The sequence below is a fragment of the Streptomyces sp. NBC_00885 genome, assembly GCF_045207475.1.
Lineage (GTDB): Bacteria > Actinomycetota > Actinomycetes > Streptomycetales > Streptomycetaceae > Streptomyces.
On record NZ_CP108796.1, the window covers coordinates 8,620,805 to 8,641,088 of the forward strand.

Consider the following 20,284-nt stretch of genomic DNA (forward strand, 5'->3'; position numbering starts at 1 on the left):
GCAGTGTGTAGCCGGCCGCGGTGACCGTGAACAGCGCGACGGCGGCTCGCACAGCGGCGCGCGGTGCTTGCAGGGCCGGTCGTATCCCGCCATCGTGCTCGGCCAGGGGGACACCTCAGACGACCGGTGCACCCCGGTGGCTGGTCGTGTCTCGCCAGACCGTCCCTCCTGGGCGCAGTGGCGAATGGCCGCCTGGGATGCATGGGCGGCGCTGCAGTGCGACGATTGAATTCAGCGAACGGTCACTGAACATGCTCGCGGGGCACGAGAGCGAGTGGCGCCTTCTGATGTCAGGAGAAACGTCATGACCACACAAAGGCCTCTTTCTGACTTTCCATCAGCAGTCGGCGTCCAATCGCCAATGGGCGCTTGTGGCATTATGAAGCACTTTGCAGCACTGGGCGCGAAAGAAATTGAAGAAGAGGAGAGGCGCCTCGGGTTCCTGAACAACAGGCTTCGGAACGAGTCGGATCCGGTCAAGGCCGAGCAGTTGAGGCAAGATATCGCTGCTCTGGAAGCGGAGCTGGAGAGTGACAGGCTCGCGCAGACCGTCATCGAGGAAGAGATTTCTGCGCGGTGCGGGCCGTAGCCGACTTTCGTGACGGTCCGTCGGTTGTTTGCCAGTTGTGCCGCCAATTGGTGGAGCCAGTCCCGTAGCGAACTTTCTCTCGTCACGGCTCCCAGTCGAGTACGGGAGCGCGCGATCGCAGGGAAGCGGCCGCCGGAGTCAGGCGCAGCACCAGGTCTCGGAGTGCGGCAGCGACAGGCGAGGACGACTGGGCGACGACGCCGATGCGCTCTGCACGCCGGGCAATCATCTGGGTGCGTGGGCGGCGCGCGAGGTCGTGGGCGGCGAGCCCGTCGTCGCCGTCGAGGGCCGCAGCGAGTTCGACCGCAGCGGCCCTCTCTGCGAAGCTCACTTGGCGTAACCGCCGAGGCCAGACCCGCAGTCTGAAATACGTCGTGGAGGGCCGTCTCGTACGCTCGATCAGCCTCCAGGGGGTTCTACTGTCTGACCTCCCAGTCCGCCGGCGAGTTGGCGGAGGTCATGGGCAACGCCGTGTGAGCCGTGGCGTGTCGCGGGGAACAGCGAAGCATGCGCTGGGCGCCGTATGTGGCTGCTAGGTCACATCCAGCGAGACATGGTGCTCTCGTCACTGGCGAACATCTGCTGCGGTCTCTCACTCGAATGTCCAAATGGGTTCTCACTGGGTTAGGTCGCTCTGTCTGCCAACCACCTCGAAGCCGAACGCACTTCACCCCTGTGCCGACGCCCTGTCAGTCCCTCGTAGCCCGTTCCGTCAGGCATGGTGCCCGATGACGGGAATGCGGACGGGCCCCGTCTCGTGCGGGTCGCCATCTTGCGCGGGTGCCTTCGGGGCGAAGTGCAGCAACTCCCAAAGGGTGTGGCCCGTCACCGTCTGCGAGCGACTCACCCCTCCGAGCCGCAGCTCAACGGCGCCCAGGAACCGGTGATAGGCGCCCGCTGTGCCGAAGTCGAGGAGAAAGGCGTCTTCCTCGTGACGGAAGGTGATCGTGTAGGTGTCGTCATGGTCGGCCACCCGGTATTCCAGCTCTGACCCGACCAGCACGTGCGTTGTGGGATGGACGCTGGTGCCACGCTCGGCGAAGCCGACGGAATCACTCCCGACCGCCGAGACCACGACATCACCGGACCGGGTCACCAGGACTGCCGGGAGCAACGCTCTGTCGTACTGCTCGTGGCTGACGAACATCAGGGTGACAACCGTGTATTCGCCGAGCTGTGCACGGCCCCAGTACCAGTGGTCCAGCACTTTGCGCGGTGCGACGTTCCCCCAGTTGTGGTCGTGGTAGCCGCTGCCGGTCAGTTGTCGGGTCTCCCCGTCGAGGGCCAGCGTAGCGAAGACGGAGCCACGGGCGACTGTGGGCAGCCAGGCGATGTACTGCTCTTCGTCCGCGCCGAAGAACGCGTGTCCCGTCGCAGGCCGCCAGGGAGGGACCTGCGCGGAGAGCTTCAGGTCGAGCACCATGTTCTCGATCTCGACATGGATGGTGTAGCCCTCAGGACCGCCACGAAATGTGTTGTTCCCAATGGTGACGTCGCACTGCTGCGTGGACGCCCGGAATTCGTGTGGCGCAGCGGTGTGTGTCCTGTCGATTCTTGATCCGTCGGCACGGGTCAAGGTGACCAGGACGAAGGGTGTCAGCGGCGCCTTGGGGGAAACAAAGGGCGGTTTCGTGTGGAACTCGACGGTCAGGGTGGACCCGTCCTCCAGGTGGGCGTCGCAGTACCACCATTCGAAGGTGCCGTCGACCGCGCCGGTGCGCAGACCGTCCTCCCACGTCTGGACGACATCGGGTATCAGGTTGAGCCGCTCGTAGTGGCGAGGCTGGTCGCCAATGACAGCAGGCATGTGTGGTCTCCTCTTGTCCGCAGGCCGGATAGCCCGGCCTGCCAGGTCGCAGGAACGTACGGAGAGGTCTGATCAGGTGCCCGTGAATTCGGGCGCGCGGCGGTCCACCATCGATGTGATGCCTTCCGCCGCGTCGGCTGTCGCGAACAGTCGCGGCCCCGCATCGCTGCGCAGGCTCAATGCCGAGGCCGCGATCTCTTCCACCAGCCCGGCGCGCGCGTCAGCCATCGTGGCCTGTACGGCGAGCGGGGCCTGGCGGGCTATGCGATGAGCCAATTCCAGCGCGCGCTCGAGCTGCTGCCCTGCTGGCACGACCTCCTGGACAACGCCCAGATGCAAAGCCTCCCGTGCGTCGAATTGGTCGCCCGTCAGCAGATACCGCATCGCGTTGCCCCAGCCAACGCGCTGCGGGAGACGGACGGTTGCTCCACCGAGCGGGACAATGCCGCGTGTGACTTCCTGCTGCCCGAAGACACTGTCCTCCGCAGCGATGCAGATCTCGCTGTTCAGTACGAGCTCCAGACCAGCCGTGAAACACCGGCCGTGAACTGCGACCACGACCGGTTTGCCGGCTGCCTCGCCGTACATGCCCCAGGGGTCACGGCCGTCCTCGGGGATGATCCCTTCGCCACCGGTAGCGAGGCGCGGCGCCAGGGACGCGAGATCGAGACCGCCCGTGAAATGGGCGCCCACGCCGCTTACCACCGCGACGCGGAGCGCATGGTCGTCGGACAGTCTTGCCAGGGCGTACGACAGGTCCGTGATCATGTCGGAGTCGATGGCGTTGGCCTTCTCCGGCCGATTGAGTGTGATGCGCAGGACCGGCCCCTCCCGCTCGACGAGTACCTTGGCCGGCTGCGCAGATGGTTGTGCTGACGGCGTGCGAGTGGATGACATGCGCTCACCGTAGGGAGCATTCTGATGCAGAATGCGACATGCGAAGGGGATTCTGCGACATGAAGACAGGCGTGGTGGCCCTCAGCGGATGCTGGGACTCAGGGCTGACTACCATTCTCGATGTCCTGCGGACCGCTGACGCTGCTCGGCCACGTGTGGACCGGAACATCCCGCCGCTCGAGACCCTGACCGTCGCAACCTGCCTCGATCCGGTACACACTGCCGGAGGTCTTACGGTGCCGGTGGACCGCACCATCGATGACTGTGCGGCGGACACCGACGTCGACCTGCTCGTTGTTCCCGCCCTCGCCGCCCAAAGTCCCGCGATGATGGTCGACGCTCTGATGCGTGAGGAGACGCAGGCCGTCCGCGCAACGCTGCGGCTCTGGGCCGCAGAAGGCCGGGACCTCGCCGCTGCGTGCACGGGCACGTTCGTCCTTGCGGAGGCGGGGCTGCTCGATCACCGTCACGCCACGACGAGCTGGTGGTTGAGCGACATCTTTCGGCACCGGTATCCCGCTGTGGAGCTGGACATGTCCCGGATGGTGGTTCTCGACGGCAACATCGCCACGGCCGGTGCCGCGTTTGCTCACATCGACCTCGCGATGAGTCTCGTTGCCCGGGTCAGCCCGGCGCTGGCCAGGGAGACGGCGAGCGCCCTGCTCATCGATGAACGTCCTGCAGAGAGCGTCAACGCGGTGACCCACTACCTTTCGGACCACGATCAACTGGACCCCGGGCACGTGGTACGTCGGCAAGCTCGCCGGTATCAAGGAATACATTGCCCACTACAGGCGGCCGGTGCTCGTCGCCGGTGACGCACCCAGTGACTGGTTCATGCTCTTCGACACCGATGTGCAGTCCGGCGGTGAACGGGTGTGGGTCAACCGCAAGCAGAAGTACACCGACGCGCTGCAGTTGGAGAGGGCCAAGCGGGCCGATGAGCAGAAGGAGGCGGGAGTTCGCGTCGACGCCGACCGCAACTGGATCGTCGTCAAGCCTGCAGAGATCGGCGGCTGAGCGCGCGCACCCCTGCACACTGAGCACCACCCCGAACTTCGGCGCTGCGGCTGGGCGGTAAGCCCGGCCGCAGCGCCTTGCGGTGCCGACCGGGCATTCCGTCAGGACGCGATGTGCCCAGAGGGGGGCTTGGTGCTGCTCCGGTCGGGCGGATCCCGCGAAGCGGACTCGGCAGGCCAAGAACCCGCCCTGCGGTCGTCCTTGCGGATCGCGCCTATTCTTCCCGCGCGATCCGTGGGCACCTCCGTCGACGCGGCATCCGCGCCACAGGCCTGCCCATCGAGTCCCTCGGCTTCAGCAGAGTCGTGCAGATGGCGCGCGTCTCCGAGGACGGACACGGCGGCCACGACGTCGAGGCGTCCGCGAACGGCGTCGCCCCCGCGGCGACCGCCACACCGATGGCCGAACCGCAGGGCTCCCGGAACTACTCGGGCGTGTGGGTGTCCCGCTACGAGTACTTCTCCAGCGGCCGTGATTCGTCCTTCACCGGCCAGCACTACGTGGTCGTGCTCCAGCACGGCAACCGCCTCACAGTCCGCAGCCTGCCCGGTTCCAGCGACTCGCCGCTGACAATGGATTTCTGGAGATAGACGGTCACGTCGCCACCGGTACGTGGACCGAGCAGACTTCGACCGAGGGCTACTACCGAGGCGCCCGTTATCACGGGGCGATTCAGCTGCTCGTCGAGCCGACCGGGCGGCGCATGACGGGCAAGTGGGTCGGCTTCGGCAAGGAGTTCGACGTGAACACCGGACCGTGGGAGCTCGTGTTCCAGGACCCGTCGACGAACAAGGCGACGCTCGCGGCCTACAACAAGCGGCCCGACGCCTGATTCTGGACGCACGAAGGCGCCCCCTGCCCCCGAAGGCTTGAGTTCACCCTGATCGCCGAACCCCGAGGCGCAGCCTGACTGGCTGCGCCCCGTCCCGGGCGGGGGCGAGCAGCTTGGAGGTGACTTGTTCACGGGTCTGGCGGCTTCGGTTTGCTCTTTGGGAGGCGTGGTGGGTGTGGATGTCAGCGTGTCGGGGTGAGGGTGGCGCGCATGGCATCCATCAGGGTTTTGCGGGCGGCTCGGAATGCTCGTCGTGCCGCTGTGCACACCTCGTCTTCGCGTGTGGCTCCGCTGACGACGGCGTCGCGGTAGTCGACCAGGCCCTGCGTTGCTGATATCACTAACTCCACCACGGCGGGAGGTGCCGACAGCTCCAGTTGGTATTGCTTGGCGAAGACCTCGTGGTCGCGCATTGCCTGGTTAGCGGCCAGCCTTCGCTCGTCCAGTGGCTGCCCGACATCGGCGCTCGCCCGGGATATCTCGTCACGAGCTGAGGCGATTGCCTCTAGGTACTTCACGTAGAGCAGACGCAGCGTCTCTTGTTCATGTGCTCGGCTCTCCCGTTTCCATCGCACGCGGTCGGCGAGCAATGTCGCCCCCACGCCCACGATTGCGCCCAGACCTGTCCCCGCGAGCGTCATCCACTCCATGCGGTTGGAGTGTAGGCACGCGTGTCCCTGTAATTGCCGGGTTCTGCAACCCTGCTGGATCGCTGGGAGCGGGGCGTCGCTCATCGTGGCCCGGGGGAGTTGATGCGGTAGCTCTCGCAGGGTGAAGTTCCCGTGACAACCCGTCAACGGCTCGATTAGAGACCTCAACCGGATTGCGAGTGAGGGGGTGCTGTGCAGGGCTGGGGTTTGTGCCGCGAAGGCGCGGTACTGATGGTCCTGACAGCCTGCCGCGGTGCCCGCGCAGGCGTGGGGTTAGGGTTTCCGGGTCGCCGTGTCCGGCGATGACGACTGGCATGTCATGGTCATGAATCTGAGGGGGATTTCCGTGGCGACTCCGCCACCGCCGTACGGCAACGGCTCGCACGCCTGGGGGTCGCAGCCCGTCAGCCCGTATGCACTGCCTCCGGGCCCGTACTCGCCGCAAGCCAACTCCTTTCCGCCACCGCAGGGCGCCGCCTCCCCCTACCCGCCTGGCCCCTACGCGCCGCAGGCGGCCGTGCCCGCGTGTCACATCTGTGGGGCGCTGCCCGCCGTTCCCGCCACTGTGCGGGGTCATCAGGGCATCGTCGTCGTGATGCGGTTCCTGAGCCTGCGCGGGCCCTTCTGCCGGGACTGTGGCCTCTCCACCGTCCGCGACATGTCCGCGAAGACCCTGTGGCAGGGCTGGTGGGGACCGCTGTCCGTGGTCATCGCGCTCGTCACCCTGCTGGCGAACCTCGCCCCGTGGGGTCGCTTCCGTAAGCTCGCCGCCCCGACGGGGGGCTTCCGACCGGCGCTTGCCCCGGGCAGGCCGCTGACGCGCCGACCCGAGGCTCTGGTCTTCCTGGTGCCGATGCTGCTGGTCGCCGTCGCGATCCCGGCCCTGTTCGTGACCGGCGTGCTGGTCGGTGACGGCAGCGCGCCCACGCTCCCGGTCGGCGCGTGTGTGCGCAACGACGGCGACTGGGCCGACCAGGACTTGCAGATCACCGACTGCGGTGCACCCGGCGCCGAGTACAAGGTGACGCGCCGACTGGAGAAGGCCGGTTCGACATGCGCCGGCGGCGACTACCTGGCCGACCCCAAGTACGGCCCGGACGGTGCGACCATCTCCTGCCTCGAGCCGCTTCACTAGCCCCTCCGGTGGCTCCCTGGCAGCGACCGGAGCCGCCGGATGCCAGGGGCAAATCGCTGGCTTCGGTCCGCTGCTACCACGTCGGTTGAATGTCTTTGCAAGTAAGGACACGGACTTCGCTCGCCAGCTGCGCGCCCGTGCTGACGGGTGACCGGCCAGTCGGCGCCACAGCAGAACCAGGCGGCGCCGCAGTGCCGTCGTGCCGCTTCGCGATCTCAGATCCAAGATCTGAGGGCGAGAAATGACTCCGCCCTGAGTGCCCGGGTGTTGCAGTTGTCCGGTACCCGTTCAGCTATGGGGTTAAGCAGATGCGAAGAGCGTCCGACCCTGACAGGCTGCGCGGCATGGACCGCGAAATGATCTCTCGGCTGTCACGTGCTGGTCACCCCATCAACAGCCCTCTTGACGATGCGTCGGTGCGCCGACTGCTTCATCGAACCGTGGTCCGGGGCGATGAACGCGTGCTCGACCTCGGCTGCGGTGGGGCGGCTTGGCTCCTGCGGACCCTGGCCGCTCATCCGGATGTGACCGCCGAGGGCGTCGACAACTCAGCTCAGGCCCTGGCCGAGGCCCGGAAGGATGCGGCCGATCTGGGAGTCGAACAACGACTCGTACTTCACCACTTGGACGCCACGGAGTTCGCGTCTCCCCACCCCTTCGACGCAGTGCTCAGCGTCGGTGCCACCCATGCCTTCGGCGGTCTCCTGCCCACCCTCGACGCTGCCCACAGATACCTCGTCCCCGGCGGCCGTGTCCTGGTCGGCGATGCCTATTGGGAGTGCGAGCCCACCACCGAAGCCCGCGAGATGCTGGGCGAGTACGAGGACCTGGCGACCACTTTGGACCGCGTCGTCGCCCACGGCTGGACCCCTGTCTTCGGACACATCAGCACTCGCCAGGAACTCGACGACTTCGAGTGGTGTTGGTCCGGATCCCTGGCGACGTGGGCGCTGGACCACCCTGAGGACCCCGACAGCGCCGAGGTTCTCGCCGTTGCCTCCACCCACCGCTCTCAATGGCTGCACAGCTATCGCGACAGCTTCGGCTTCATCACCCTTGTACTTCGCCGAACCTCCGAGTGACCACGGCGGGTGGCAGGCCAGGGGCCCGGTGCCCCGATCCTGCAGGGCATTGCCCCGGATGGAAGTGATGGCGCCGTGGGCTGCTGTTCGACCCGCGATGGAGACGGGCACTTGCGCCCCCTTGCTCCCAGCAGCAACCCCGGTACTCCCAGCACCACCCGCCAGCGGAGGTAAAGCTCACCGATACGCATACCCCCGGCCAGGTGGAGTCAGAACTCACCTTCCACTGGCCTCACTTCTCACCAATGGAGCCACCCTCTATGCATCGGGGCGGCCTCCGCACCCGAGAATTGAGCCACGGTCCATTCGGGGCTGCAACGACACCGGGTTCGCCAGCGGAGGATGAAATGCCGCAAGGACACATCACATCGCCTCCGGGTGGTGGGGATCCTCACGTGGACAGGAGGAGGTCCCCAGCTCAACTCTCACAACGAACTTGACCGGAGGCGAACGTGACCTCAGCGCGGTGCGGCGGGTCTTCGGTACAAGTCCTTCCTGTACCGCCAGGACCGTTTCCCCGAGGTTGCCTGCAAACGGCGCTGGTCACCGACTGGATGCACTCATTTGCTGGCGCCGACTGCTCGCTGAGGCACCGACGGTGGAGGGCTAATCAGCATCGGCAAGCCGTTTCAGCACTTCCACAAGGGTGAAGCTCCACCCCACGAGACGGGGACCGGACCAGTTGATGCCGATAAGCAGACCGTCCCGGCCCGCGGCTGGAAGTTCCACATCACGCCAGACATCCAACGGCATCGACTCCACCCACAGGCTCGAACCCCAGACGGCAGGCCGCCCGCGCAGCGCGAGCCGCAGACGACCAGAAGGGCAGGCTGCGCCTGCCGTTGGCTCCCAGAGGCGCGGGGCAACCGTCGCCGTTCCGGATAAACCAGACCTTCTCTGTCGCACGGACATCGCGAAAGAAGGCCGCCGCTTGAGCAAAGCTCTTAGAGAGCATCTGATCAGCGTTCAGGCTGACTTGACCGCTTCTCCCGGTTCGATTCGCCAGGATGGTGTGGATTCTCCTGCGAGAGCGCAAAGGGTGTAGCAGAGGGCTCGGTGCTGGGCATTTTCCCTCTATGGGTGGGGTGTTGTGGGGTGAGCCGGTCGCGCCTCGGCCCAGGGCGCCCGGCCGACTGTTCCGGCCGGGCGCCTGCACGGAGTCCTGTGCTTTCACCGATCAACTGTCAGGCGGTGCGAAGGACTCTGCGATCCCCTCGTGGGGGAGCGCCCGAATGCTCTGCGTGTCAGGGGCGTGCCGGAGGTGTGGGTGCCGAGGTGCGCCGGCACACACTGATGAACTCGTAGTCGGCGCCGTAGGGCACTTCGGCGGTCGGAGTCTTCGCCGGGTCACAGGATCCGGCCGGGGCCACGCCGCCGCTGGTGTTCACGCGGCGGATCTTCACCACCTCGGCCAGTTTGCCGGTGGACTTGCCCGATTGTGTGGCGGTCAGCTCCAGTTCAGGGATATTGCCCGGGCCGTGCGGGGTCTTGCTCACCACCTTGCCGGTCACTGCGCTGCCGTCCCGGGCGATCCACTGTGGGGGGCCCGAGTCCGGGCTGACGAACGAGTGCTTGATGCCGCCCTGAAGCGTGGCGCGGACGCCGCGCTGGGTGAAGGCGAAGGTGCCATCCGCCTGCTGGGTGCAGGCGTAGATCTGGACGCCGGAGACCACCGATGCCCGGAGGGTGCGCTCGACGGTGCCCTGAGCTACGGCAGTGGCATGGGGCGCGTCGGCTTGTGCCGCGGTCTGAGAGGCGAAGCCGGATCCGGTAGTCACGGCGAAGCCGCCCGCGACTATGCCGGCGCCTGCGACCACCCAGGCAATCTTCTTTCTCCGGGTAGCGGTTCGTTTCCTTGACATTCCACTCCTCATTTCGTCATCGCCTGCCGAGAGTTGAGAATCGCACCGTGGAAGCGTGAAGGATGCATTCCAGGGCGAGGTGGTGCGCGCTTTCCGGTCAGCCTCTCCATTCTCCGGAGCGGATGTCAACCCAGGACAACCCTCTTACCGGAGCCACTTGGGCGGTGATTGCCGGGATCCGTCCCGGCTATTCGACCGGTGCAGAGATCTGCTCTGCGCCCTGATGTACGTGTCGGGTCCACCAGGCACTCAGGTGTCGCCGAACTGCTTGCAAGAACATGCCGGGAGGCGGTGCCGGGGGAGTGTCCAAACCCCGGTGTGAGGAGCACTTATCAAGGATAACTGCAGGTCAGGGTGGATCTGGGAGACCTCGTTTGTGTTCCCTTCGGGGGCCCCGAAATCTTTTGGTCTGAGAACCGAAACGCTACACCGGAGCGACCGAAAAATTACGGTCCGCGGGCCCTTGCGCTTGCCTGCGTCCACCGTGCCCTGATGTCATGGCCCCTCGCCCTGTGCGCCTCCCTCGTCAGGTTTTCCGAGAATGCTGTCAGCGCGCGATTCGGGTCGACGGCGGGAAGGCGGCGGGAGAAGCGTTTCCGGACTTCCGGAGGTGATCTGCGTTGTTTTCCCAACCTGTCTGCCCGGTGACTGTTTCGCCCTTCTCGCCACAGAGCGGCCTTGCGTCAGGACCGTTGCAAGAATTCGGGTCTGAGCAGTGCGCGCGCTTCGGTCTCCGCCACGTCAGGGCCGGGTATGAGTACCTGAGGACGAACCAGCTGAGTACGATGCCGGATTCCCGCCCCGGCGGCCGCTGATCGAATGAGAACCATGAATCCTGACGCACGGCGGCGCGCCCGTATGCAGCACGTCACCTGCACCGGCACGGCCCTGGCCATGGCCCTGCTCCCGCTCGTTGTCGGCGCGCTGCTGGCCAAGGCCATGGCGGCGGATCCCCTGACGCCGGTGAACGCGTTGATCACCAGCGGTGGGCAGCGTGCACGCATCTCACCATCTGAATGGCGCAGATCCAGCAGGAACGCGGCAGCCGCGCTGCGCAGATGGAAGGCCGCCGAGCGCATGTGACCGGACTCCGGGCTACCTGCGCCGACGCTGCGTCACTGTCGGGCCCCTGATCGCGCCACGCCCCCACCGCCACCCCGTCCTCGAGCGAAAACGAGCGGAACCTGCAGGTAAATCGGTATTCACCCGGGCCTCCCGCACGTGAGAATCAAGGACCACTACCGGGAGGAACACAATGAGCCAGGCGTACCTGACTCTCCACGAGCTGCTGCCGCCACAGGAGTTGGCGGCAGCCCTCGATGCCGGGCACGTATCGCGCAAGGCGCACCCCGAACTGCCGCTGTCCATCTACACGTACACTCGGACATGTCAGTACGAGCGCGTGTGGAACCAAGTGACCACGCGTTGCCGTGGCCTGGTCGCCGACGACGACACCGGGGAGATCGTCGCGCTTCCGCTGCCGAAGTTCTTCAACGTCGGCGAGCATGAGGCCGGTCGGCCGTACGCGCCCGCTCTCCCGGACGAGCCGTTCGAGGTGTACGACAAGGTCGACGGCAGCCTCGCAGTGGTGTTCCACTACGCGGGCCGGTGGCGGGTCGCGTCCAAGGGGTCCTTCATCAGCACCCAGGCCACCTGGGCCCAGCGCCTGCTCGACGGCAAGGACACCTCAGCCCTGCTCCCCGGAGTGACCTACCTCGCTGAGATCCTCTACCCGCAGAACCGGATCGTGGTCGACTACGGCGACCGCCGGGACCTGGTCCTCCTGGCTGCCTTTGCCAAGGACGGCACGGAAGTTCCCCTGGCACAGGCCGCCGCCGACTGGCAGGGCATCGGCTCGGTCGTCACCGTCTGGCCCGCCATGCCACTCGCCGAACTGCTCGCCCTGGCCGAGGTCAACCAGCTGCCCGGAGGGCGGACCGCCGAAGGCACCGACGCCGAGGGCTTCGTGCTGCGCTTCGAGTCGGGTGTACGGGCCAAGGCCAAGCTCTCCGAGTACATACGGCTCCACAAGGTGCTCACCGGCGTCACCGAGCGGGACATCTGGCGCAGCCACGGTATTCAGCGCTTCGCCGGCCTGCCCGCCAAGCAGCTGGCCCAAGCGCTGGGTTGCTCGGCGTCGGACATCGAAGCGTCCGGAGGCAAGCCCCTGGACACGCTGCTGGAGCAGGTGCCCGACGAATTCGACGCCTGGGTGCGTGAGGTGATCGCGCGGATCGAGAAGGACGTGACCGACCGCGAGCGCGCGATCGACGAGGGATATCAGTCCCTCTCCCATCTCGCCGGTGACCGGGGCGCGTTCGCGCGCGCCGCCAAGGCGCTGCCCGACGCCGCCGTCCGCCCCGCCCTGTTCCTGCGCCTGGACGGGCGCCCGACCGAGCTCGTGACGTACCGTTCCGTCCGGCCGGAGGCGTCCGACCCGTTCAAGACCGACGAGGAGAACTGACCGTGCCCGTAGTACATGTCATGACGGGGCTTCCGGCCTCGGGCAAGACGAGCGCCGCGCGCAGCTTGCAGGCGGATTCCGAGGGCCGGATGCGTCGGGTGAATCTGGACGACCTGCGGGCGATGCTCGACATCCCGGCGCCTGAGCGTGGCCGGTCTCATGCGCATGAGCAGACCGTACTGGCGATCCAGGACGCGGCGGTCCGGGCGGCCGTCGACGACGGCTTCGACGTTGTGGTGGACAACACGCACCTGACGCCCCATATCCCCAAGCGTCTGAAGGCCGCGGTGGCGGGGCAGGCCACGTTCGTGGTGCACGACTTCACCGATGTGTCGGTCGAGGAGTGCATACGGCGCGACGCCGACCGGGATGAGGCAGTTGGCGAGGAGATCATCCGGATCCTGGCCGACAAGCACCTGAAGGCCAGGAAGGGCGGCTGGCGGCTCACCGAGACATGGCTGAACGACGAGCCCTCGGTCGAGCCGTATGTCGCCGACCTGGCGCTGCCGTCAGCGGTGATGTGCGACATTGACGGCACGCTCGCCATCAGGGGCGACAGGTTCCCCTACGACTTCACCCGCTGCGACGAGGACCTTCTCAACGTGTCGGTGCGCGGGGCCCTGTGCTCGTTCCGGCGCGCCGACAGTGACGTCATCGTCCTGCTCTCGGGTCGCGGCGAGGAGCACCGCGAGAGAACGGAGGCGTGGCTGCGTCGGCACGAGGTCCCGTACGACGAACTGTGGATGCGGGCCGTCGGCGACGGCCGCCGCGATGATGTCGTGAAGGCCGAACTCTTCGACCGGCATGTTCGCCACCGCTTCGCGGTGCGCGTCTCCCTGGACGACCGCGACCGAGTCGTTGCTGTGTGGCGCCGCATGGGTCTGCCGACATGGCAGGTCAACTACGGCAACTTCTGAACAGTGGGTCGCGGGGGTTGAGCACGCTCCACCCCCGCGACGCGAGTCGGCGAGCCGTGCCCATCGGTGTGGCAATGGGCGGGCACTTGCCCAGGGGTTCGGCGTCGTCGTCCTCGGCCGTCAACGCTGAGACGGCTGGCAACTCGGTGTCGACGGTCCTCGCGGCCAGGGCGCACGGCCTCGGCGACGAAGCCCGCGTGCCTTCTGCACGCGGGCTTCGTCGCGGCTCAGCCGACGAACGTGAACCGCTGGTAGGACAGAGCGTTGTACCCGAACGCGCGCAGGCCGTAGGCGGAGCTGTCGTCGATCACGCGGCCGGTGTTCTGGTTCTTGAGCGTCTTCGTCCCGTCGGACTGGTAGATGATCGTCCACCGCTGGTACGACAGGTAGTTGCAGCCGAAGGCGCGCAGGCCGTAGGCGGAGCTGTCGTCGATGCAGCGGCCAGTGTTCTGGTTCTGGATGACCCAGGTGCCGTCGGACTGGAGGTACCAGTTGAAGTTTTGATAGTTGAGCCCGTTGCAGGTGAACGCGCGCAGGCCGTAGTCCCAGGAATCGTCCACGCAGCGGCCGGTGTTCTGGTTCTTGAGTGCGTAGTAGTAGACCGTGCCGTGGGCGATGGCCGGACCCTTGGGCTTCGGGGCGGCGGCGTGCGCGGCCGTGGTGCCGGTCAGCAGCAGCGTCGCCGTGGCGAGCACGGCTGCCGCCGATCTCGCGGTGCGGGTGGCGAGGGCAGTGCGCAGGCGCATGACGGTCCTCCCGTTTGATGGTGGCCCGCCTGGTCGGAGGGCGGGCATGGGCCGCGGCCGCGTGTTGTGATGCCGGTCAGCATCCGGCCGCGCGTGCCCCGCACACGCTAGGAGTTCGCCTTGGACGCTTCAATACGGTGCGCGGTGCATTATCCGGTATGGCCGATTCCGTACGGCCTGACCCGCTACAGGCCAATGACGATGAGAGCGCGCCTTTCTACTGGCTGGCGTCTCAGCGCCGGCGTCCCATCCGGACACAGCCCGTATCTCGTCCACGTCAACGCCTTGGGCCACTGTGATGAGCCCCATGCGCCGAGCCAGATCCGCAGGCGACGCCGCATCAACACCGGCCGCGGCCCGAAGCTCAGCCTCTTCGCCGCCTGTTGCGATAGGCGCCCCCACGATCGCGATGACTCGGACGGACACGATTTGCCGGTCCGCATCGGGACAGTGCACGTCCGCTGACAGGCGTAGTCATCACGAAAGCGCCGTCACAACGCATTAGTTGGCACCGCTCCTCGCGAGGTGAGTGATCGGATTTCCCTGGATGACCAGCCACGCCCTCGGTCTCCTGCTCGCGATCTGGGCGGCCGCCGCGAGCGCCTGCGACAACGCCGGCGGCATCCGCGTACATCCCAGGCTGTGCGCGGGCGCGCGGGAGACCCCACTCACGCCCAAAGCGGCCCCGCCATACGCCAGACGCTCGTCCGCCGCGTTCTGGTGCTCTCGGGCCGGCCGGCCAGGCATGCAGCGTGGCAATGCCGTGATCAACGATGAACACATGACCGGTTGGCATTCACCTGCACTCTCGCGTTGGTCTGGGAGAAGATGACGGCTGCAGACACCGTCAGGCCAGGAGGACTTCGATCTCATGCTTGGCGAGGAACTCCAGGATCTGCTCGAAGGTCGGGGACGCGTCGTGTGTAAGGGGGCTCGGACCGAGGCAGGTGCGGGCGATGTGGTGGTCGTCCCAGACGAGAGTGAACGGCCGCTGGACTCCGGGGTTTTCCTCGAGGCAGTACTCGATGGTGCCGAAGCACGAGCCGAAGTACCCGCCTGGTCCGTGCATGGCTTCGCCGAGGGCAAGGCTGAAGGCCAGTACGTCGGTGACGTGCCTGCCGTCCAGGTGGTACGTGGCGCCCGATAGCGCGTCGGGCGAAGGTCGGGCCGAGAGATTTCTCTGCGCGGCTCTGGACCACGCGGCGCGGCCGGCCGTGCCAAGTGCAGCCCAGAGATTGGGTTCGGTCGGCGGTCCGGCCGACCAGAGCTCATGGGCTTCGCGGGCCCCGGCAGTCCGGAAGTCGTCGCACGAGACATTCAGCGTGAGGTCGACCTGGCCGGTTCCGGGAGTGGAGTACGACCAGGACTCGACGTGCAGGCATGTCCAGCGTTCCTCGATGGCGCGGCCCATACGGTCGAGCGGGCACAGATAGGCCCCGCCCAGGTCAAACTGGTCGTCACCTGATTCCAGTGCGGCGAGTAGTCGCCCGCTCGGCTCGCACCTCAGCAGCCGCAGCGGTATCGGGTCGGGCTCAGGCTGCTTGTCGATCAGGGCCACCTGCCTGCACGATCCCCAGGGCTCTTCGCTTCTGCCGGAGAGGTGGAAACCCTGGAACAGTGGGGGCACCTCCGGAATCTCCGGCTGCTCGTTCACCCCAGCCGCCACATTGTCCTGGCGTCCCTCGACAGTGATGTCGACCAGGGTCGGGTCGCCGAAGCTCGGGCGAACGTTCAGCACCCGCGCATCCCCGAGGCACCACACGTCCCAGATGGGCTCGACGGGCCTTGCGTTCCGGTCCAGGGCACGCACCGTCAGCAGACCGAGCGGCGCAGAACCGTCGTTCTGTGCCTGAGCCGCCGCACTCGCCATCTGTCCCTCAGGAGCGCAGTCCCGAAGTTCGTAGTGGTGGCGGGCGGGAGGCGGCGAGTCCACGTAGTACCCTTCAGCCTCTGCGCAGAGGGCCAACGTCTCCTCGGACTCGTCCCCGTTCTCGGTCTCGCCGGTTATCCGGAACTGCACTTGCGGGCTCACCTCGCTGTGAAGGGCGTGAACGTCGGGACGATCTCCCTGCCGAACGGCAGAATCGAGACGCAATCAGCATGAAGTCGGCGATCCCCAACGAGACTTGGGATGATCGTAGTGCGGAAGCCAGCGGGATGCCGAGTGTCGGGTGTGTGCTCGAACGACACTGTGGGCAGCGAGGAGAACGGCCCGACACGCGTTGACGAGCGACCACGACTCGGTCGTGGTTCCTCACCGAACTCAAGCGGACCGCCATGCGTATCGAAGCAGCCGTGCAGCCGCAGGTACCGGGTGTCGCCTTCGGCCCTTCCCTTGAGGTCGTGGGTTTCGTGGACCGGCCGTCGTCGGTTCACTGGCTGCCGAGGGGTCAGCCGCTCCAGTGGCCAGACGTGAAGGTCACCGCGAGCACCACGGTCAGCGGGGCCACCGCGCCGACGTATGCCTCCTTTACCCAACCGCGTCGCAGGCTCCAGTGAGCCAGGCCGGTCCACAGGGGCCACCAGAGCAGGGTGGCGCGGGGGATGGACAGATACCAGTACGACGTCCCCAGGGCCCAGAGGGAGAGCGCGATGTAGACGGCCTCCGGCCAGCGGCGGCGGTACAGCAGCCAGGCCATCAGCAGGAGCCCGGTCGCCATCGCGGCCAGCTCCAGTTGGAACTCCCAGGCGTAGCCGGTGGTCTGGAGGTGGTCGAAGGCGTTGTGCCAGGTGTTCCGGAACGCTTCGGCGGGGGTGTGGAAGTTTCGGTTCCAGCCGCGTTCCTGGGCGTGCTTCCAGGCCATCCAGTCGCCGGTGTGCGCGTACAGGTAGGCGGTGTAGGCCGCGGCGGGCAGGACGGGCAGCGCGCACCAGAACAGGGAGCGCAGGCGGGGGTGCACGCGGCGGTCGTCGTGGGCCAACAGGAATTCGACCGTGATCGCGGCGGCCAGGAACAGACCGCTGATCCGGGCGGTGGTGGCCGCGGCGGTGAGGAGACCAGCGAGGGGCCACTTGCGGTTCTTCGCCGCGAGCCAGGCCGGCAGCGCGAACGCGAGGAAGAGGGATTCGGTGTATCCGACGGCCAGGAACACCGCGGCCGGCGACAACAGCAGGAAACCCGTGGCCCGTTGGCCAGCCAGGGCGCTGTCCGGTCGGCCGAGTCCGGCGATCCGGGCCAGGGCAACGACCGCCACCGCACCGCTCACCAGGGAGATCAGCAGGCCGGCCACGGTCCAGTCGGTGATGACGGTGTGTACGGCGCGCAAGGTGAGCGGGAAGCCCGGGAAGAACGCCACCAGGTTGTCGGATGCGCCTTCGTCCCCCGTGAAGGCGTCGAAGTATCCGTACTCGGCTATGTGTTGATAGTGCGCCCAGTCCCACTGCTCCCAGCGGGACAGCCAGCGGGCGGGTGTCTTGGCGTCGGATCCGGCTGGCGACAGCCAGGAAGTGCAGTAGGCGACGAGCCACAGCCCGAGGCGCGTGAACAGATAGAGCCGTAGCACCCTGAGGTCCGCGGGGGTCAACTGGTCGAGCAGGCGTCGCCGCACCGGAGCAACCGGGGGCTTCTTCCCTGTGGGGCTTAAAGGGTTCCGTTCGGCGACGGGCAGGGTCGTGGTCATCGGGCATCCATTCCTGAGTCCGTGTCCGTCGGCTACGGGACGCCGAGTTCGAAGAGGGCATAGCCCGCGTACGAGCCGGAGGCCAGGGCCGCGATGCCGAGCAGCGTGAACTGGTGGATCGCGCTGAGGCGGCGCAGGGCGAGGGCGAGCGGGAGGAAGAGCGGGAAGACGGGGAGCAGATAGCGGGAGACGTTGCCGAATATCTGCTGGCTGCCCAGAACGAGGACGAGGGTCAGGACGGTGTAGACCACCAGTACAGCCGGGGGACGCAGCCGGATCAGCAGTGGGAGCAGCGCGAGTGCGAGCAGGACGACACCGACGCCGATCAGGTCCGCGAAGGGCCATGCGGAGAGGTAGTCGGAGTGGCCCACCGGGACGGACGTGAGGACGTCGAGGGTGTGCTTGCCGTAGTCGAACTCGTGGGCCCAGGCGCCGGACTGGAGCTTGAAGTAGCCTGCGTAGTCACCCATTTGGTGACCCACCCAGCCCAGGTAGGAGATGAGGCCGAGCGGTGCGACGGCCATCGCGGTCAGCGGGCGCAGGACGCCGTCCCGGTCCCGGTGCCGGTGGAGTGCGAGCAGGGCGGCGACAGCCAGGGCGGCGATCAGCGCCACGGCGGTGGGGCGGTTGAGCCCGGCCGCGCAGGTGAGGAGACCCGCGGCGAGCCAGCGGCGGCTCATCACGGCATGGCAGGCCCAAACGGCCAGGGCCACGTAGAGGGAGTCGGAGTAGACCGCCCACTCCACACCGGAACCGGGCCAGACGGCCCACAGTCCGGCCGCGGCCAGCCCGGCCCGCCTGCCTCCGAACCGCGCGGTGACGGCGTAGATTCCGAGGGCGGCGACGATGGAGGCGACCACGGAGACCAGCAGGCCGGCGCCGTACAGGCCGAGGCCGGTGACCTCGGAGACCAGCCGAATCAGCGCCGGGTAGAGCGGGAAGAACGCGGCCGAGTTGCCCTTGAGGGTGATCAGGCCGGTGGCTCCGGGGATCTGGACGAGTTCGGGGTGGTACCCGTGCTCGGCGATCTGCTGGTACCACCAGCCGTCCCAGGTGGCCAGTACGTCCCAAGGGTGGTCGCCGCCGCCGAAACGCGGGTGCTTCTCCCGGTAGTCCCCGGCGGAGTACAGCAGGTACATGAAGACGGAGAAGCCGATGAGTTTCAGCGTGCCGTACATGGCCAGTACGGGGCCGTAGCGCCTGGCTGCACGGCGCAGCAGCCCCCACCGGTCAGGAGGGCGATGGCCAAGGGGCTCGTCCGACAGCCTCGGGTTCCGGGCACTCGTGTGGGGGGTGGGCGGGTGAGTGGCGGTCGTCCGGGCGGCGGTCGCATCCATGCGGGTGGTCTTCATCAGGCCACGGACCCCGTCCGGTCACGACGTGGTCCGGCGCGGAACACCCACGCCCGGAAGAGCAGAAACCGCAGCAGTGTCCCTGCCAGGTTGGCGACGACCAGTACGGCGAGTTCGGTGCGGGGCGCGGCCGAAGGCACCACGTGGTGCAGAGCGGCGAGCGATCCACCGGTGAGCGCCAGTCCGGCCAGGAAGACCACCAGCCCCCTGCCCTGGTGGCGCAGCGCACCGCCGCGGCCGCGTAGCCCGAAGGTGAGCCGCCTGTTCGCGGCCGTGTTGGCGACGGCACAGACCAGCAGCGCGAGCGCGTTGGCGGCCTGGGATCCCGCCGCCGGGCGCAACGCCGCGTACAGCAGCAGGTGTCCGAGGGTGCTCACCGCTCCTACGGCGGCGAAGCACGCGAGTTGGGTGACCAGACCGCCCGGCGGCTCGCCGCCGCCGCTGCGGCGCAGCGTGATCGGCAGGAGTGTGCCGCGGGCCAGCGCCGCGCCGATCCTGGCGATGCCGCGCAGGTCACCCAGTGCCGTGGCGAGGATGTCGACCCGGCTGTCGGGATCGTCCACCCAGTCGACAGGCACCTCGTGGATACGCAGCCCAGCCCGCTCGGCGATCACCAGCAGCTCGGTGTCGAAGAACCACCCGGAGTCCCGCACCAGAGGCAGCAGCCGCTCGGCCACATCACGCCGCACCGCCTTGAAACCGCACTGCGCGTCGGAAAATCCCACGGCGAGGGTGGAGCGCAGGAGGGCGTTGTAGCAGCGGGAGGTGATCTCCCGTTTGAGGCCGCGCACCACCCGGGAGCCGGGGGCCAGGCGGGTGCCGATGGCCACGTCGGAGTGCCCGGAGATCAGTGGCGCGACGAGCGGCAGCAGCGCGGCCAGTTCCGTGGACAGGTCCACGTCTACGTATGCGAGCACCGGGGCCCGCGACTGCGACCAGGCGGCGCGCAGCGCCCGGCCGCGCCCCTTCTCTGCGAGCCGCAGCCACTGCGCTTCGGGTAGTTCGTCGGCCAGCCGGGCGGCGATCTGCGGGGTCCGGTCGGTGCTGGCGTTGTCCGCGACGGTGATGCGGAACGGATAGGGGAAGGTCTCGCGCAGGTGTGCGTGGAGCCGCCGCACGCTCGGCTCCAGATCCGTCTCCTCGTTGAACACCGGGACGACCACGTCCAGGACGGGCTCCGGGTGGTGCGTCGGCACCGGTGCGCGTTGCGGCAGACGGTTCAGACCCTGAACCGCGACCTGGTTCTTGTCCTTGAGGGCGAACAGCCCTTGATTTCCCATGATTTGTCCTTGTTGTGCTCTGATGCAGGGC

21 protein-coding genes and 1 pseudogene are annotated in these 20,284 nt (G+C 67.3%); 11 read left to right on the forward strand and 11 right to left on the reverse strand.

Annotated elements, in window-relative coordinates; all coding sequences use genetic code 11:
- Positions 1 to 304: 304 nt before the first annotated feature.
- Positions 305 to 589: a hypothetical protein gene (locus OHA61_RS39195; RefSeq protein WP_406307149.1), complete on the forward strand. Its 285-nt coding sequence runs from the start codon at positions 305 to 307 to the stop codon at positions 587 to 589.
- Positions 590 to 671: 82 nt separating this feature from the next.
- Here the strand turns inward: OHA61_RS39195 and OHA61_RS39200 are convergent, their stop codons facing one another.
- The 3 genes from OHA61_RS39200 to OHA61_RS39210 form a co-directional block, all read right to left on the reverse strand.
- Positions 672 to 920: a hypothetical protein gene (locus OHA61_RS39200; protein ID WP_406307150.1), complete on the reverse strand. Its 249-nt coding sequence runs from the start codon at positions 918 to 920 to the stop codon at positions 672 to 674.
- A 381-nt stretch (positions 921 to 1,301) separates the two neighbouring features.
- Positions 1,302 to 2,396, reverse strand: a complete 1,095-nt coding sequence (locus tag OHA61_RS39205) for a lipocalin-like domain-containing protein (RefSeq protein ID WP_406307151.1) — start codon at positions 2,394 to 2,396, stop codon at positions 1,302 to 1,304.
- Between the two features lie 72 nt (positions 2,397 to 2,468).
- A complete protein-coding gene (locus OHA61_RS39210) occupies positions 2,469 to 3,293 on the reverse strand; it encodes a crotonase/enoyl-CoA hydratase family protein (protein ID WP_406307152.1) in 825 nt (274 codons plus the stop codon).
- 59 nt (positions 3,294 to 3,352) lie between these two features.
- Between OHA61_RS39210 and OHA61_RS39215 the strand changes: the two genes are divergently transcribed.
- From OHA61_RS39215 to OHA61_RS39235, 5 genes and pseudogenes are all read left to right on the forward strand, one after another.
- Positions 3,353 to 4,111 (forward strand): DJ-1/PfpI family protein, encoded by a 759-nt coding sequence (locus tag OHA61_RS39215; protein ID WP_406307153.1) that lies wholly within the window; start codon positions 3,353 to 3,355, stop codon positions 4,109 to 4,111.
- Positions 4,095 to 4,313, forward strand: a complete 219-nt coding sequence (locus OHA61_RS39220; protein WP_406307154.1) for a hypothetical protein — start codon at positions 4,095 to 4,097, stop codon at positions 4,311 to 4,313. The genes OHA61_RS39215 and OHA61_RS39220 overlap by 17 nt, the downstream gene beginning before the upstream one ends.
- Positions 4,314 to 4,456: 143 nt before the next feature.
- Positions 4,457 to 4,579, forward strand: a pseudogene (locus OHA61_RS39225) (IS5/IS1182 family transposase); the annotation flags it as partial.
- Positions 4,580 to 4,624: 45 nt separating this feature from the next.
- Positions 4,625 to 4,903: a hypothetical protein gene (locus tag OHA61_RS39230; protein ID WP_406307640.1), complete on the forward strand. Its 279-nt coding sequence runs from the start codon at positions 4,625 to 4,627 to the stop codon at positions 4,901 to 4,903.
- A 113-nt stretch (positions 4,904 to 5,016) separates the two neighbouring features.
- Positions 5,017 to 5,145 carry a DNA-binding protein gene (locus tag OHA61_RS39235; protein WP_406307155.1) on the forward strand — a complete coding sequence of 43 codons (129 nt, stop codon included), beginning with the start codon at positions 5,017 to 5,019 and terminating at the stop codon, positions 5,143 to 5,145.
- Between the two features lie 182 nt (positions 5,146 to 5,327).
- Here the strand turns inward: OHA61_RS39235 and OHA61_RS39240 are convergent, their stop codons facing one another.
- Complete coding sequence (locus OHA61_RS39240; RefSeq protein WP_406307156.1) at positions 5,328 to 5,795, reverse strand: hypothetical protein; 468 nt, start codon at positions 5,793 to 5,795, stop codon at positions 5,328 to 5,330.
- Positions 5,796 to 6,141: 346 nt separating this feature from the next.
- Between OHA61_RS39240 and OHA61_RS39245 the strand changes: the two genes are divergently transcribed.
- Complete coding sequence (locus tag OHA61_RS39245) at positions 6,142 to 6,930, forward strand: DUF3824 domain-containing protein (protein WP_406307157.1); 789 nt, start codon at positions 6,142 to 6,144, stop codon at positions 6,928 to 6,930.
- 344 nt (positions 6,931 to 7,274) lie between these two features.
- A complete protein-coding gene (locus OHA61_RS39250; RefSeq protein WP_406307158.1) occupies positions 7,275 to 8,012 on the forward strand; it encodes an SAM-dependent methyltransferase in 738 nt (245 codons plus the stop codon).
- Between the two features lie 730 nt (positions 8,013 to 8,742).
- Here the strand turns inward: OHA61_RS39250 and OHA61_RS39255 are convergent.
- The gene (locus tag OHA61_RS39255; RefSeq protein WP_406307159.1) at positions 8,743 to 8,967 is read right to left on the reverse strand and encodes a DUF2750 domain-containing protein; all 225 of its coding nucleotides are present in this window, start codon (positions 8,965 to 8,967) and stop codon (positions 8,743 to 8,745) included.
- A gap of 289 nt (positions 8,968 to 9,256) precedes the next feature.
- Positions 9,257 to 9,829: a DUF3455 domain-containing protein gene (locus OHA61_RS39260; protein ID WP_406307160.1), complete on the reverse strand. Its 573-nt coding sequence runs from the start codon at positions 9,827 to 9,829 to the stop codon at positions 9,257 to 9,259.
- 873 nt (positions 9,830 to 10,702) lie between these two features.
- On the opposite strand from OHA61_RS39260, the gene OHA61_RS39265 reads away from it, so the two are divergent.
- From OHA61_RS39265 to OHA61_RS39275, 3 genes are all read left to right on the forward strand, one after another.
- Positions 10,703 to 10,957 (forward strand): hypothetical protein, encoded by a 255-nt coding sequence (locus OHA61_RS39265; protein WP_406263021.1) that lies wholly within the window; start codon positions 10,703 to 10,705, stop codon positions 10,955 to 10,957.
- A 172-nt stretch (positions 10,958 to 11,129) separates the two neighbouring features.
- Positions 11,130 to 12,338 (forward strand): T4 RnlA family RNA ligase, encoded by a 1,209-nt coding sequence (locus OHA61_RS39270; protein ID WP_406307161.1) that lies wholly within the window; start codon positions 11,130 to 11,132, stop codon positions 12,336 to 12,338.
- 2 nt (positions 12,339 to 12,340) lie between these two features.
- The gene (locus OHA61_RS39275) at positions 12,341 to 13,255 is read left to right on the forward strand and encodes an AAA family ATPase (RefSeq protein WP_406307162.1); all 915 of its coding nucleotides are present in this window, start codon (positions 12,341 to 12,343) and stop codon (positions 13,253 to 13,255) included.
- Between the two features lie 227 nt (positions 13,256 to 13,482).
- Here OHA61_RS39275 and OHA61_RS39280 read toward each other — a convergent pair whose 3' ends face one another.
- The 5 genes from OHA61_RS39280 to OHA61_RS39300 all read right to left on the reverse strand — a co-directional run bounded on the left by OHA61_RS39280 (position 13,483) and on the right by OHA61_RS39300 (position 20,253).
- Complete coding sequence (locus OHA61_RS39280) at positions 13,483 to 14,001, reverse strand: RICIN domain-containing protein (protein ID WP_324973809.1); 519 nt, start codon at positions 13,999 to 14,001, stop codon at positions 13,483 to 13,485.
- Positions 14,002 to 14,848: 847 nt separating this feature from the next.
- Positions 14,849 to 16,021: a hypothetical protein gene (locus OHA61_RS39285; RefSeq protein ID WP_406307163.1), complete on the reverse strand. Its 1,173-nt coding sequence runs from the start codon at positions 16,019 to 16,021 to the stop codon at positions 14,849 to 14,851.
- A 370-nt stretch (positions 16,022 to 16,391) separates the two neighbouring features.
- The gene (locus OHA61_RS39290; protein ID WP_406307164.1) at positions 16,392 to 17,621 is read right to left on the reverse strand and encodes a hypothetical protein; all 1,230 of its coding nucleotides are present in this window, start codon (positions 17,619 to 17,621) and stop codon (positions 16,392 to 16,394) included.
- A gap of 32 nt (positions 17,622 to 17,653) precedes the next feature.
- Positions 17,654 to 18,799, reverse strand: coding sequence for a glycosyltransferase family 39 protein (locus tag OHA61_RS39295; RefSeq protein WP_406307620.1), 1,146 nt, complete (start codon positions 18,797 to 18,799; stop codon positions 17,654 to 17,656).
- 173 nt (positions 18,800 to 18,972) lie between these two features.
- Complete coding sequence (locus OHA61_RS39300; RefSeq protein WP_406307165.1) at positions 18,973 to 20,253, reverse strand: glycosyltransferase; 1,281 nt, start codon at positions 20,251 to 20,253, stop codon at positions 18,973 to 18,975.
- Between the last annotated feature and the right edge of the window lie 31 nt (positions 20,254 to 20,284).